15 protein-coding genes are annotated in these 15,170 nt (G+C 37.3%); 8 read left to right on the forward strand and 7 right to left on the reverse strand.

The window, feature by feature from the left end:
• Window positions 1-184 precede the first annotated feature (184 nt).
• Entirely contained in the window at window positions 185-973 is a 789-nt protein-coding gene (locus RT261_RS08420; protein WP_313131717.1) for a gluconate 5-dehydrogenase, read from the reverse strand.
• A 52-nt stretch (window positions 974-1,025) separates the two neighbouring features.
• Window positions 1,026-1,853, reverse strand: coding sequence for a 5-dehydro-4-deoxy-D-glucuronate isomerase (kduI, locus tag RT261_RS08425; RefSeq protein ID WP_313131720.1), 828 nt, complete (start codon window positions 1,851-1,853; stop codon window positions 1,026-1,028).
• A gap of 338 nt (window positions 1,854-2,191) precedes the next feature.
• On the opposite strand from kduI, the gene RT261_RS08430 reads away from it, so the two are divergent.
• Entirely contained in the window at window positions 2,192-2,797 is a 606-nt protein-coding gene (locus RT261_RS08430; protein WP_313131723.1) for a YdcF family protein, read from the forward strand.
• A gap of 165 nt (window positions 2,798-2,962) precedes the next feature.
• Here RT261_RS08430 and RT261_RS08435 read toward each other — a convergent pair whose 3' ends face one another.
• The 5 genes from RT261_RS08435 to RT261_RS08455 form a co-directional block, all read right to left on the reverse strand.
• Window positions 2,963-4,285 carry an MATE family efflux transporter gene (locus RT261_RS08435; RefSeq protein ID WP_313131725.1) on the reverse strand — a complete coding sequence of 441 codons (1,323 nt, stop codon included), beginning with the start codon at window positions 4,283-4,285 and terminating at the stop codon, window positions 2,963-2,965.
• Window positions 4,286-4,296: 11 nt separating this feature from the next.
• Entirely contained in the window at window positions 4,297-5,067 is a 771-nt protein-coding gene (locus RT261_RS08440; protein WP_313131728.1) for an ABC transporter ATP-binding protein, read from the reverse strand.
• A gap of 1 nt (window position 5,068) precedes the next feature.
• Window positions 5,069-6,184, reverse strand: a complete 1,116-nt coding sequence (locus RT261_RS08445) for a FecCD family ABC transporter permease (protein WP_313131731.1) — start codon at window positions 6,182-6,184, stop codon at window positions 5,069-5,071.
• 2 nt (window positions 6,185-6,186) lie between these two features.
• A complete protein-coding gene (locus RT261_RS08450) occupies window positions 6,187-7,221 on the reverse strand; it encodes an ABC transporter substrate-binding protein (protein ID WP_313131732.1) in 1,035 nt (344 codons plus the stop codon).
• 202 nt (window positions 7,222-7,423) lie between these two features.
• On the reverse strand, window positions 7,424-8,464 hold the full coding sequence (locus RT261_RS08455) for a helix-turn-helix domain-containing protein (protein WP_313131735.1): 1,041 nt from the start codon (window positions 8,462-8,464) through the stop codon (window positions 7,424-7,426).
• A 532-nt stretch (window positions 8,465-8,996) separates the two neighbouring features.
• Between RT261_RS08455 and RT261_RS08460 the strand changes: the two genes are divergently transcribed.
• From RT261_RS08460 to RT261_RS08490, 7 genes are all read left to right on the forward strand, one after another.
• Complete coding sequence (locus tag RT261_RS08460) at window positions 8,997-9,974, forward strand: ABC transporter permease (protein ID WP_313131738.1); 978 nt, start codon at window positions 8,997-8,999, stop codon at window positions 9,972-9,974.
• 218 nt (window positions 9,975-10,192) lie between these two features.
• Window positions 10,193-11,077: an ABC transporter permease gene (locus RT261_RS08465; RefSeq protein ID WP_313131740.1), complete on the forward strand. Its 885-nt coding sequence runs from the start codon at window positions 10,193-10,195 to the stop codon at window positions 11,075-11,077.
• 65 nt (window positions 11,078-11,142) lie between these two features.
• Entirely contained in the window at window positions 11,143-12,156 is a 1,014-nt protein-coding gene (locus tag RT261_RS08470) for an ABC transporter ATP-binding protein (RefSeq protein ID WP_313131742.1), read from the forward strand.
• Window positions 12,147-13,148 (forward strand): ABC transporter ATP-binding protein, encoded by a 1,002-nt coding sequence (locus RT261_RS08475; RefSeq protein WP_313131743.1) that lies wholly within the window; start codon window positions 12,147-12,149, stop codon window positions 13,146-13,148. Before RT261_RS08470 ends, RT261_RS08475 begins: the two co-directional genes overlap by 10 nt.
• Window positions 13,100-13,351, forward strand: a complete 252-nt coding sequence (locus RT261_RS08480; protein WP_313131746.1) for a hypothetical protein — start codon at window positions 13,100-13,102, stop codon at window positions 13,349-13,351. The genes RT261_RS08475 and RT261_RS08480 overlap by 49 nt, the downstream gene beginning before the upstream one ends.
• A 135-nt stretch (window positions 13,352-13,486) precedes the next feature.
• Complete coding sequence (locus RT261_RS08485) at window positions 13,487-14,188, forward strand: PIG-L deacetylase family protein (protein ID WP_313131748.1); 702 nt, start codon at window positions 13,487-13,489, stop codon at window positions 14,186-14,188.
• A gap of 31 nt (window positions 14,189-14,219) precedes the next feature.
• The coding region (locus RT261_RS08490; protein WP_313131751.1) for an ABC transporter substrate-binding protein at window positions 14,220-15,170 on the forward strand (951 nt) is incomplete at its 3' end.

Genomic DNA, 15,170 nt, shown 5'->3' on the forward strand with positions numbered 1-15,170 from the left:
CTCCATTTTATTAATTATTATTTGGATATGTGAGAATGATTAATATGTCTATTAACCTAATCTAAATGCTTTCATTAATATTTAACTGTTTCCCTTTATTCTGCTTAACTTCATTGCGGTAATTTACATTTTATGAAGTAAAACAGCAGAACTTATATATTCTGCTGTTTTACAAAGGGTATATTTATTTAGGTTGTTTACCTATATAAGCAAGAATACCGCCATCTACATATAAGATATGACCATTTACAAAATCAGAAGCATCGGATGCAAGGAAGACAGAAGGTCCTACTAAATCTTCAGTTTTTCCCCATCTGGCAGCAGGTGTTTTGGATATGATAAAATTGTTGAAAGGATGTCCGTCTTCTCTAAGAGGAGCAGTCTGTGGAGTTTCAATATATCCAGGTCCGATACCATTACATTGAATATTGTATTCACCATATTCAGATGCAATATTCTTAGTTAACATCTTAAGCCCGCCCTTAGCAGCTGCATAAGCAGATACAGTTTCACGTCCTAATTCACTCATCATGGAACAAATATTAATTATTTTTCCATGTCCTTTTTTAATCATACCGGGAATTACTGCTTTTGATACGATAAATGGAGCATTTAAGTCAACGTCTATTACCTGTCTGAATTCTTCTGCTTTCATTTCGATCATTGGAATACGTTTAATAATACCAGCGTTATTAACAAGGATATCTATTACGCCCACTTCTTTTTCTATTTTCTGAACCATTTCATTCACTTGATCTTCATTTGTAACATCACATACATAACCGTAAGCTTTAATGCCCAGAGTCTTATATGCTTCCAGACCTTGCTCAACAAGCTCCTCTTTAATATCGTTAAAACAAATGGTTGCTCCAGCTTCTGCGTATCCACGTGCAATAGCAAAGCCAATTCCGTAAGAAGCACCTGTAACTAATGCCACTTTACCTTCTAAAGAAAAACTATTCATTATACTCATTTGATTTTCCTCCTATATATTAAATCTTGACTAATTTTAAAATGTTATGAAATTATTTGATATCGGACATAGCAGCGCCGTCCATATCGTCAAAATCCTGATTTTCTCCTACCATACCCCATATAAAGGTATATGCCTGTGTACCGGATCCTGCATGAATGGACCAGCTTGGAGAGATAACTGCTTCTTCGTTTCTCATAACAATATGTCTTGTTTCATTTGGTTCACCCATGTAATGGAATACTAATGCATTTTCAGGCATATCAAAATATAAGTATACTTCCATTCTTCTGTCATGTGTGTGGCAAGGCATTGTGTTCCAAACACTACCAGGTTTTAAGCTAGTCATACCCATAACCAACTGGCAGCTTTCTACCTGTCCTGGAAGAATATATTTTCTGATTGTTCTATGGTTAGATTCCTCTAAAGATCCTAATTCCACAAATACACAATCTTCCGGTTTAATTAATACAGTAGGGTATGTCTTATGAGCAGGTGCACTGTTAATGTAGAATTTTGCAGGATTGCTGTTATCTGTACTATTAAATACAATATCTTTAGAACCCATTCCAATATAAATACCGTATTTGTTATCTAACTCATAAACAGTTCCATCTATTGTAACGGTGCCTTTTCCACCTATATTAATAATACCCATTTCTCTTCTTTGTAAGAAATATTCTGCTCTTAGTTCATCTCCGGCAGTTAATGTCAATGGTGATAGTGGAACAGCAGCTCCCGTAATGATACGGTCAATATGGCTGTATACTAATTTAATTTCATTTGGTACAAATAGATTTTGAATTAAAAATTCTTCTCTTAATCTCTCTGTTGTATAATGTTTTACATCTTTTGGTGATGATGCTGTCCTGATTTCCATTTTTAATATCCTCCTTTTAGGTTGAACATAAAATTATTTTAGTTTATGGTACTATTATAACATACGGTTTTTTCTGATTCTTGTCATTTGTTGATTGAAAATATGCAAATATTGAACATACTTATTATGAACTAGATTATTTGTAATAATCCAAATGGAATATAACGAATTCATTCATTCCACATTTCGCAATATGCTGTTTCATTGGTTATTAGTGGCACATAAAGCAGAGAACAAAGTACAGGAAAATTAAGTTTACTATTTATTGTAAGTTCTATATAATAGATGTGGAGATGGAACAGAAATATAATGAACTTATACTTGAGGGGGGATTAATTATGAATACTAATATTAAAGCTATAGGAGACTTTATCTTTGTTGAACATATTCCTGAAAAAGCAGATGCTATTATGGTTGTTGGCGGTTCCCACCCTGAATTAGGAGAGAAAGCAGCAGAACTTTGGAAGGATGGATATGCTCCTTATATATTTATTGGTGGTGGAGTCAGCATAAAATCAGGTGTATTTCCAGGTCCAAGATCAAAGGCAGACGTATATAGTAAATCCTATAAAACAGAATACGATTTCTTTACCGATGTGCTTTTAATAAATGGTGTTCCTCAGGGTATTATTTTGGGTGAAAACCGTTCATCCTATACACGTGAAAATGCTCTGTTTGCAAAACAGGTTGCAGAAGAAAATCATATATATTTGAAAAAGGTATTATTGGTATGTAAAGCCTTTCACGCAAGAAGATGCCTGATGTTTTATCAGGCTGCATTTCCTGGAGTAGAGTTTCTATTGACACCAATTAGTGGATATAATATTTCAAAAGACAACTGGTACCTGACCGAATATGGTGTAAAGCGTGTGTTAGGGGAGTTAAAAAGATGTGGGGATCAATTTGCTTTTGAAGATATAAATAATTACATAAATGAATACTAGCCTAAGGCATGGTAATATAGCTTAAGATAAAATTTTATTGTTAAGAACGAAATTGAGAGATTATTGCTTTTATTATAGTTGTGAAAGAATGCCCGCCAAACTCAAGTTTATTGTTTGGCGGGTATTCTTTTAATTGGTATTTAAGAAATTTTTGACTATGTCGATTTACCTCTTCAACATAACTTTCTTGTACATATAGAATCCTAAAAGATCTGACAAAAACCATCCCACAACAATAGCCCAGCAAACACCGGAAAAGCCCTTGACAGGCGCGAATGAATAAGCTAATAATACTCTTAATCCTTGCGATACTATGGTCATTAAAATAGATATCTTAATAGCTCCAAGGCCTCTGAAAAATCCATAAAACATAACGATAAAACCAAGCAGCACATAAAACACGGAAACAATTCTAAGATAGCCTACACCGACAGCTATTACCTCAGTCGCATCTTTACTTACAAAAAGAGCGATTAAGTTCGGGGCGAAAATAAATGCAACAATGCTGATTAATGCCGATAGTATTATAATAATCCTTGAAGTTGCACGGAAACCCTTCCGAATTCTTTTTGTTTCGCCAGCACCTTCATTTTGGGCGGTATAAGTAGAAAAAGAATTACCTAAATCTTGCAAAGGTGCATTGGCAATAGAGTCAATTTTGGAACAAGCTGCAAATGCTGCCATAACCGTTGAACCAAAGGTATTCACCAGTCCCTGAATAAGCATCATTCCAAAGCTGGAAATTGACTGCTGCAGGGCTGTCAGTACGGAAAAAGCCGCAATTTTATTAAAAGCAGAAGTACTGAATACGAAATCTTTTCGCTCAAAATGCAAAAATTGTATTCGCTTTATTGTATATATACCGCAGCCGATAGCAGCAAAAGCTTGTGTAAGAAGTGTGGCAATTGCTGCACCGGCAGTCCCCATATGAAACACCACTACAAAGAGCAAATCTAGAATGAGATTTGATATGCAAGAGGCAATCAAAAAATACAACGGTGTTTTTGAGTCTCCAAATGCACGTAATAAAAAGGAAAAGGCGTTATACATACCGACAAAAACAAAACCGGGAAATACATACTTTAAATAGTCGATAGCATAGGCAGTTGTTTCCTTTGGCATTCGATAAAGTGAAATAATCTGTGGTAAAAAGACTGATGTTACAATCGTAATCAATACGCTGACACAAAATAAAAATATTAGGGCAGTAGATATAGTTTTCTTCAGTTCATCATACTGCCTGCCTCCGTAGAGTTGGGAAAAAATTGCCGAAGCACCCATAGCAAGACCCAGCAGAATAGAAGTTATAAACACAGTAACAGCACCAGAAGAGCCAACGGCCGCAAATGCATCTGTGCCTACAAACTTCCCTATTACAATAGCATCAATGATGCTATAGAGTTGCTGAAGTAAATTTCCGATGAACAACGGAATAAAAAATTTTAGAATAATCCGTGAAGGATTCCCTTTCGTCATATCCAATTCCATTTTAATCCTCCTTATGTGTTTGAGGGCAGATATGCGATTGCCAAATCGCCAGTAATTGGATTGGTATATACTTCGCAATCTATTTCATAAACCTGCCTTATAAGTTTCTTTGTTAATACTTCTTTTGGACTTCCTGAATCAATGACTTTTCCTTCCTTAATTACATAGAGCGTATCGCAGTAAACAGAAGCCATAGGAAGATCATGAAGGGCGGCAAGAACGCCAATATTTAATGACTTCACAACTGATAAAATCTGAATCTGGTACTTAATATCCAAATGATTTGTTGGTTCATCTAAAATTAAGAATTTAGGTTTCTGTGCGATTGCACGGGCCAGTATAACCCTTTGTTTTTCCCCGCCAGATAAGGTTAAGTAGCTCCTGTCTGCATATTCCGTCAGGTCTACCCGGGCTAAAGCGTCCGCAACAATTTTATAGTCCTGGATATTATCTGCATCCATTAGATGTTTGTGAGGTGTTCGCCCCATCATTACCATTTCCTGGACGGTAAAATCAAAGCTCAAATCGTTGAATTGACCCACGACTCCCATATCTTTTGAAATAATACGGGGGGATGATTTTAATACATCTTTATCGCCTAAAAAGACAGTTCCTTTCTGAGGTTTAATTACTTTATATATGCTTTTTAGCAAGGTGGATTTTCCACATCCATTTGGTCCTATAATTCCAACAAATTGCTTATCCTCAACTTTAACACTAATGTCCTTTACAATGTCAGCACCTGAAAAGGATACTGATATGTGTTCCGCATTTAATTTCAAATTATCTCCCTCCAAATCCGTAGCTTTTCTTAATCAACATGTACATGAATACAGGTGCGCCCAGAAGGGAGGTTACAATTCCGATAGGGAGTTCTCCATTGGGGATTATCATTCGGGCAAAAACATCGGTCCATATCATGAACAGGGAACCAAATAGGATTGCTGCTGGAATGAGCCGCTTATGATCGGAGCCTACAACGCTTCGTACAATATGTGGAATAATGAGACCGACGAACCCTATAATTCCACAAGTAGATACCAAAACACCTGTTACCACTGATGAAATAATCATATATAATCGTCTATAAAAATTTAAATTAATCCCCAGGGTAATCGCAGTTTCTTCCCCCATCAGCATTGTGTTCATCACTCTGGACTGAAATAGGAAAAATACGATTGCCGCAAAGACTACCGCTGATAAGAGAGGTAATCTACTCCATTCAGCCGACGCCAAACTCCCCATTGTCCAAAAGGATACAGAACGTATTCCGTCCGAATTTTTAGCAAAATATATGATGAAGTTTGAAAAGGCATTGCAAAGGGCGTTAATTACCGTCCCTGCTAAAACCAGCTTAACTGAAGAAGTTTTTCCACCGATACTGGCAAGACCCAAGACTAAGGCCGCCGCTCCAAGTGCACCAATAAAAGCCCACGTCGCGACACCAAATTCCCCCAGCAGGCCTCCGACACCGAAGCCCAGCATGATTGAAAAGGTTGCTCCCAAGGCCGCACCGGATGAAATACCCAAAATATAAGGGTCTGCCAAAGGGTTTTGTACGGAGGCCTGCATAACCGTTCCGCAAAGTGCCAGACCAGCTCCTGTAACCATTGCTAACAGGACTCTGGGAAAGCGAATCTGCCAGATAATATCTGTAAACATAACCATTGAAATTTCGCTGGTATTTCCGATTCGTCCTCCTGTCAATTGATGAATCAGTATCCGAAAGGACTGCTGAAATGGAATGGACACTTGTCCAATGGATACAGAAAGTACCACCGATACAACGACAGCAGAAAGCAAAATAATAAAAATTAAAGAGGATGCAGGGTGTTTTATAGAAGTCCCCTTAATGTTTTGGGAATTCTGTTTTTGTTTTTTGTTTTGTGTTGAACTCATACTTATTCTCCCTTAAATAATTCGGGATGAACAAATTCAGCAACATCCTCATATAAATCTGCTAAGTCAAGGCTTCCGCGAATGGCATTTGTGTAATCAGCTACCATTACATTTTCTGTTTGAATTGCAGTAACGTTTTTAAGACTAGGATTATCAAGCAATAGATTCTTTGCGGCATCGTTGTCTGACTTCTGGAATTCAGTAACAATAATTTTGTCGGGGTTAGCTGATAGAATAGATTCCGCGGACATTTCCACATAGGTATCTTCAGATACTTTTATGTACTTGCCCCCTGCGCCTTCCACCATTTCGTCAATAAGGCAAAGAGTAGGTCCGTAATAGTAGTAGGTGTCGTTTTGACCACCTGCGAACAGCAAAACCCGAGGTTTTTCAGTTACTTGCATCACCTTGTCCTGAATAGTCTTAATACGCCTTTGCTGCTCTTCTGTAAAAGCACTTGTTTTTTCTTCTATATTCAGTACTTTTCCCAAATTGCTGATGTCTTCGAAGAAACTGTCAATTGTACGCCCTACCGTATAGTTAATACCGGTTAATACGGGAATGCCTCGTTCATTCCAAAATGAAATGTCACCAAGTCGTTCATCAGTAAAGGCTGAGGACATAGCGACGATTAAATCGGGCTTAAGTGCAATGATAGATTCTTTAGAGGGCCACATATCCGTGAGTAATGGAAGCTGCTTAATTTGTTCTTCGTATTTTGAATAGGATTTATCCAGATAGGCAAGACCCACAATTCTGTTTTCTTCACCAAAGTGAATCAATAATTCTGCCAGGCCTTGTCCGATTACAACTATTCGTTTCGGTTCTTTTTCCATGGTCTGCTGTATCTCGTTACCCTTATTATCATAAATAGTCAAATTAAGTGGAAAATGATTATCCTGTTGAAGTGTACTATCCTGATTGGATGAATCAGGATTGAATACCGTACCCTCTGATGTATCCCGTTGTGAGCAAGCTGTCAATGCGGTAAAACAAAGGGCGGCTGCTAATAAAATAAATGCTGTCTTTTTAAACATGTATGATCCTCCTATATTGAGTTAGATATAACTAACCCTGTAATTTAGATGCGCCAGACTTTTAAACGCATAAGATATTGTACAGCATACCGGTATTGTGCCCATACTGCTTGCACTGCCAGATTATGTTGAAAGAGAACCTGTGTCATATCATAAAAAAACCACAGGCATAAACCTGTGGTTAAGATAGTATAGTCTATTTTTATTCGGCATTCCGCAGCAATGAAGCCTCTCTGTACTTTAGTGGTGTAACATTATATTGTTTTTTAAAAGCTGCACAGAAATTACTTGGATTAGAATAGCCAATATCATAAGCGATTTCATTGATTGTTTTTTCTGTATCTAATAGCATAGATGCAGCACGTTGTAAAGCTAGTTTTCTATGATAGCTAAAAATAGTATCCCCATAGACGAGCTTAAAACCTTTGGTCAGTTTCTTTGGATTGATTACCAGCTTTTCGGATAAGGTATGAAGGCTGGGCAACTCAAATGGCCGTTCTAACAGCATTTGAGGAATTTCCTTAATCCTTTGCAGCTCATAGGGGCTAAGTGAGGTGACTCTAAATCTTTCCCTCTTAATTACTTCATCCGATACAATTAAGGAGAATGCCTCCATAATCTTACTTTCATAGAATAAAGTGCGGGACTTTATTGGCAGACGGCAATTATAAATCTGTAGAAAAATATTGGCTGTCTCTGGCGGCGTATTTAAGCCAAGATAATATTCGGAACGAAGCTGATCCCCCAAGTTTTCTATTGTATCATTCCATACCTCTACGCCAGCACTTCCAAAGTAAGAGGATAGGGCATGCTTATTGGCTGTAATCGAAACACCTTGATACTTTTGTCCAGCACAACGTTTTATTATCCCTTTCATGTCCTGTGACAAAGAAACGGACAAGCTGTTGGGGCCAAAGCAGGTATCACCTGCTTTTTCTTCTTCAATGTACATACAGCCATCAATGCAATATTCAATTTCAAAATAATCCTCTGCTAAATCAAATACCGTTATGATATCCTCAGAAAATACAAAGTCATAAATAAGCAGCATGACATTGCCAAGCAAATTATATATTTGTATGGTTCCCTTACCATACTCTGGTTTTATATCATAAACAATACCTTTATTTATATCATGGTTGGGCAAGAAACGAGCATTCCCAATTTGTTCATGCATGGCTTTGTATTGTTCTGGCATGGTGTTATACCCATTTCTTGAATTTATGTGAAATTCTTTTCTCATGAACAAACTCCTTCCTCATTATAATTATACTCACAGAAAAACCTTCTCTGTAAGTTAGTGGCTTCTAACTAGAAAAATTATATCACACATTTTGCAATATTTCTACCTTAACAATTCATGGCTTCACCCCTGCAAAGCAGAAAATTTTATTAATGTTACTACAATTGATATAGCGGAAAATGGATATCATTTTAGTACTTAGATAATTGCTAAAACAATATACCATCAATCCTCCATATGCTTTCTACACTACAACACAGAATATTTCATAGCCGGCTAATCAGAATTTCATCATATTCCTTAATAAAGCAGGGGTTTTTTAATGTGGTATGTCTATATTGTACATAGGTATGAAAAAGAAGAATGAAATTTTATTTCATAGTTTCTAAAATGTGTTGACAAAAAGTTTCTTAAGTTGTACTATATGTACATAAACATAATTTGGTTCAATTACATAGTTAAAAGATATAAGAAGAAAAATAAATATCGGCATAGTGAATCAGATTTTATATCAGCGGAAGGAGTAGCCAAAATGCTAAAGAAAGTAGGAATTTCAGTATTAACAGTTTTAATAGCCTTAGTGGTAATGTTTTTAGTTATTCAGTTTATGCCGGGAGATCCTGTGGATATCATGGCAAGTGACATAATGAAAAAAGAGAACATACAATATGACATTGCATATGAAAGAGCTAAGGCTATACTTAATTTTGATCCGGACAAACCAATTTTTGAGCGCTTTATAGATTATGCCCATGGAATTATTACTGGTAATTTGGGAAACAGCATGGCCTATAAAAAAAGTGTGATAAGCATTATAAGAGAGGCCTTGCCTTGGACACTTCTAGTTGCATCTTTGTCTTTATTTCTTTCGTTCTCAGTAGGAATTCTATTGGGAATATATATCGCATGGAAGAGAAAAAAGGTTCTAAATTCAGCCTTGATAATATACCAATCTATTCTTGGAGCAATACCTAATTACGTTGTGGCCTATTTGCTGGTGTTTTTATTTTCCGTTACCTTGGGGTGGCTTCCGGCCAGAGGGGCATACAGTACAGCAACAACCATGGGCTTTAATCTACCTTTTATCACAGATGTACTAAGACATGCAGTGCTTCCAGTACTGGCATTCTTTCTTACTACGGTATCCGGCTGGATTTTATCCATGAAAGCAAATTCACTAAGTATTCTAGGTGAAGATTATATTACCTACGCCCAGGTAAGGGGATTATCCAATCGTAGAATTTTATTAAGCTATCTTAGTAAGAATGCAATACTTCCAATGATAACGAACTTAGCCATTAGCTTTGGTTTATTATTTGGCGGCTCACCTTTAATTGAAAATCTATTTTTATATCCAGGAGTAGGATATTTCTTAAATAATGCAATTGCAAAGCGGGATTACACATTAATGCAGGGAATGTTCTTTGTGATTATTATCATGGTAGTAGCATCCAGCTTAATCGCAGAATTCCTTTACAAATATTTAAACCCAAGACTTAGGGAAAGTTAAATCTGTAATAATATATCATCCTCACCCTCAACATAATTGATAGGCATAAAAGGTGGTGGGAAGAAATTAAGAAATAATTAGATACCGCAAGACGGTATGATATCAGGAGGTTGAAAGAAAATATACGTAAGAAAGGATGCCACGAATTGATTCTTTCAACCCACCCATTAGTGGCAGTATCTCATCTGTAGGCAGATAGGATACCTTATGGATATAAAATGAAAAAAGGTGAGAAAAATTACAAATTTAAAAGTGCCGGTGGAAGGAAAGAATTTCTCATAACCATCTGGAACAATAAGATGTCAAGAATTGGATTGATTATATTGCTTGTGTTCCTTGGAATAGCAGTGTTTGGGCCTATGGTACTGGAGGAACCGAAGGCGGATTATCTTCAGAGATTAAAACCGCCCTCCAGAGAACATATACTGGGAACGGATTATTCAGGAAAGGATACATTGGTTCAATTAATACTAGGTTCCAAAGATGTACTACTGGTGGCATTCTGGGCAGGGGTAATATCTATCTTTATAGCATGTACTATTGGTATCGTGTCCGGAATGTTTGGAGGTAAGATTGATGTAATTCTCATGATGATAGCAAATATAGTTGTAACTATACCAAGCTTTCCGGTGACCATGATATTATCTATGATAATAAAAATCGATAATGAATTTATGTTTGGTTTGTTACTTAGCCTATGGTCCTGGGCTGGACTTGCTAAAGCAATCAGAACTCAGGTTCTTACTATTAAGCATAAGGAATTTATCGAGGCCAGCAAAATACTTGGTTTAAGAAAAATTGATATTATCATGAACGACATTATACCTAATATCATTTCTTTCATAGCAGTGAATTTTATAGTAATCATGAAAGATGCAATTATGGCCAGCGTTGGGTTGATGTATTTGGGATTGGTACCTTTCCAGGGAAATCATTGGGGAATGATGATTCAGTTATCATTGACTGCAACCGGAGCTTTAATGGGATCGGGAACCATTGCTTATTTCTTAGCCCCTGTACTTGGAATCGTGTTCTTCCAGTTAGGATGTTTCTTATTTGCCTCCGGTCTGGATGAAGCACTGAACCCACGACTTAGGGTATAAATTCGCTGTAATGAGAGACAAAGAAAAATAGAAGAAGCGACATTATCTATAGAAAGGAATAAATTATGGATCCAATCTTAGAAATTAAGAACTTATGTATTGATTTTAAAACAAACCGCGGTATAATACGAGCCTGTGATGATGTGACAGTTAACTTTAACAGAGGAGATATCATAGGTATTATCGGTGAAAGCGGCAGTGGAAAAACTACTCTTGCTTCCGGTATTTTAAAAACCGTACGGGCGCCCGGCAGGATTGCCAGCGGTGAAATACTTTATCATCCCCAAAATGGTGAGACCATAGATTTGCTGAAACTATCCGAGCATGAATATGCAAAGCACCGCTGGACTAATATAACCACGGTATTCCAGGCAGCTCAGAATGTATTAAATCCGACCTTGAAGATAAAAGATCATTTTATTGAAACTGCCATGGCACATGATACGGATAAGAAATTTGCCAAGAAAAAGATACTGGAGAAGGCGGCAATGCTGTTGTCACAGGTAAGGTTGGAGGAAAGAATTTTAAACAGCTATCCTCATCAATTATCAGGAGGAATGAAGCAGAGGACAATCATTGCGTTAAGCCTGTTATTGGAACCGGATATCATTATTTTGGATGAACCAACCACGGCATTGGATGTTATTACTCAATGGTATATTATTGATATTTTACGTAAAATCCATGAAGAGACAGGGATTACCATGATTTTTATGACCCATGATGTTTCTATTATAGGATCGGTAGTGGACCGGATTGGAGTAATGTACTGCGGGCAGATGGTGGAATATGGAAGGGTAGAAGACGTATTTCTTAAGCCTTCTCATTCCTATACCTTTGGATTAATGAATGCTGTTCCTTCTTTAAAGGATGATATTACGAAACGTAAGGCAATTGCCGGATACCCACCTAATCTATTGGAACTGCCAAAGGGGTGTCGATTTGGTCCAAGATGCTTTTTAAATAATGATGGTGCATGCAAATCAGATGAGATAAATATGACAAAGATGATAGACGTGGGTAACGAGCAGCTTACATTATGCCCTCATTGGAAGAAGGTGAAAGAACAATGTCATTGATCGAATTGAAGGATGTTAATATTAGCTTTGCGTCCAAGGGCAAGAAAAAAGGCTATGTGAATGCTTTGGTTGATATGAATTTAACCCTTGAAGAAGGTGAAATCCTTGCAGTTGTAGGAGAGAGTGGATGTGGTAAAACTACTCTGGGAAAGGTTATTGCAGACATTTATAAACCTACCAAAGGTGATGTACTTTATCATGGAAAGGATATACATAAATTATCCAAGAAGGAATACGAAGAATATAGATTGGGTGTTCAGATGGTTCATCAGGACTCTTATGCAGCACTTAATCCCAATAAAACCATTGCTCAATCATTGATACTGCCTTTGCTTCGTCATAAACTTGCTAAAAACAATGCAGAAGCACTGGATATCTTGTTTGAATACTTTAATGAGGTTGGTTTAAACCCGCCGGAGATATTTCTTGAAAAATATCCCCACCAATTATCAGGTGGGCAAAGGCAAAGAATCCTCCTTGCAAGAGCTTTATCAGTGAGGCCAAAACTGATTGTGGCAGACGAACCGGTATCCATGGTGGATGTATCACTGCGGATCTCACTGCTTAATCTTATGGCTAAAATGAATCAAAAATATAAAATTTCCTTTGTTTACATTACACATGATTTGGGTACAGCCAGATATATTGCTGCTTATGGAAAAATAATGGTTATGTATTTAGGAAGATTGATTGAGAACAACAAGATACAGGAGGCAATAAAGGATCCTATGCATCCTTATTTTCAGGCATTGGTTGCTGCAGTACCGGAAGCGGATTCCCGCAGAAGTGAATTTGCCAAAGAACTTCCTTTACGCTCATTGGACATGCCGGATTTATTGAATCTTCCGGAAGGGTGTAAATTCCACCCCAGATGCCCTTATTATAAAGATATCTGCATACAGGAGGAACCAAAGCTGCGCAAGCTGAATGGAGGGATTGTTGCATGTCATCGCGCCGAAGAATGGATAAAGAAAATAGAAACAGAAGAATAGACATTGATTTGGAGGAAGTCGCTCATTTTGTGAATTATATTAGTATTTGTTCCGGCGCTCTGTTAATTATAAGCATCATAGCTTTTTTATTAACCGGCAGCAGGCCGGAGACAAATGTGATCTACTTTATGGTAATAGGTATCAATGCCATAGCATTTATTGCAGGAAGGATTTTTAATAAAAGATATGGCAATAAGGAATAGAAAAAAGCAGAGATTTCATTCACTGTTTTAATAAATAGGAAAGAAGGGAGGTTAGATTTCAACCAGTGATTTGTGCTGATGCACAAAGTTACTGTTGTTATTAAGAGGCGCTAAAGTGCCGGAATCGAGGTTGTTATGGAAGAGGAAAAGGTGATTATGGCAATCGGAGGGCATGTGGGAGATGCAGAGCTGACCAGTGGAGGTGTTCTAGCTTCTATGGCATTGCAGGGGCATAAGATTGTCACTGTGGCTTTAACCGGAGGGGAACGGGGCAACCCGCCTCAGATGACGGTAAAAGCTTATCGTGAACAAAAGGTCAGGGAAGCAAATGAATTTGCAAGCATGCTGCATGGAGAGGCAATAGTATTTGATTACGTAGATGGAGAACTGCCGGATAATCAGGAGGTTCGCTATGAACTCTGCGATGTTATTAGAAAATATAAGCCCAATGTACTTCTGACACACTGGAAAAACAGTATACATAAGGATCATATGATGACACACAGGATTGTGAAAGATGCTCAATTTCTTGCCGGTTTGCCTGCGATTGAAAGAGAATTGCCGGCCCATTACGCCGGAGGACCTTATTATGCGGAAAACTGGGAGGATGCAACAGATTTTGTACCCTATGCTTATGTTGAAGTTACCGAAGAAGGCTTTGAACTATGGAGAAAGGCTATTCAGACTCATTGGTTTGCAGTAAATAGCAAAAGTTTTGGTTATATGGATTATTACAGCCATCTTATGTCAGTCAGAGGGCATCTGGCAAGAAAAAAATATGCCCAGGCATTTGCAGTAGATGAAGAGGCAAAGAAAGTAATTATGAAAAGTTTCTAACTTATATTCAATGTTTTTAGGAGGAGAGGAAATGAAATTTAATTTTAAAAGATTACTGGCATTAACTTTATGCACCGCAATGACTATAACCGCTTTAACAGGATGCAAATCATCCGATACAAAAGACAGCATGAATGAAGATACTAATGTAAGTACTACGAATACAGATGAAAATTCCAACAGTGCAGGTACCATACTTCCTGGTATAGAAAATGATCTTACCATGGTTGTTGAAGGTGAAGTTGATAAAACGAAAATACTGACTACGTTGATTGATGTTGATTCCTCACCGGCTTTTAATGGAAATCCTTATGATACTGCAGGCCTTAACTGGTCCGTTTATCCCTTTGTATTTGATTATCTTGCATATTATGCACCATTTCCAGAGAGAACCTTTAAAACTTCTTTGCTGGAAAGCTATGATTTTACAGATAAAGTTCTTACTATGAAGCTTTTACCGGATCTAAAATGGAGTGACGGGTCAGACCTGAATGCAGATGACCTTATGACTCAGTACTATTGTAGTGTGGGCAGGGGGACCATATGGAACTATATTGAGAAAATTGAGAAACTTGATGAACTGTCTATTCGTATTACTTTCTGTACCGAGAGTCCATTAGTTCTAAATATTTCTCTATACGTGTCAATTATGACTCCAGATGAAATATACGGTGAATATGCAGAGAAGTATAAAGATATTGCAGAAAACGGAAGAATCTATGATCAGGCAGCCAATACCTATAAGATGACGGAAGAAGGCTCCGCTCAACTTGCCATTGTAAATGAAGAACTGCTAAGTTATAAACCGTCTCCAAATGAAGCAGTATTCTCTGGACAATATGTGATTGATAAGTATAATAGTTCAGAAGTTCTTTTTGTTGTAAATAAGAACTATAGGAAAACTCCTTTAATTGAAAATATCCGTGGATTACGCCCAGGCAATTCCCAAGCCTTTTCAACTGCCATACTGGCAGGAGAGTAC

Source organism: Anaerocolumna sp., from assembly GCF_032079385.1.
Taxonomy (GTDB): Bacteria; Bacillota; Clostridia; order Lachnospirales; family Lachnospiraceae; genus Anaerocolumna.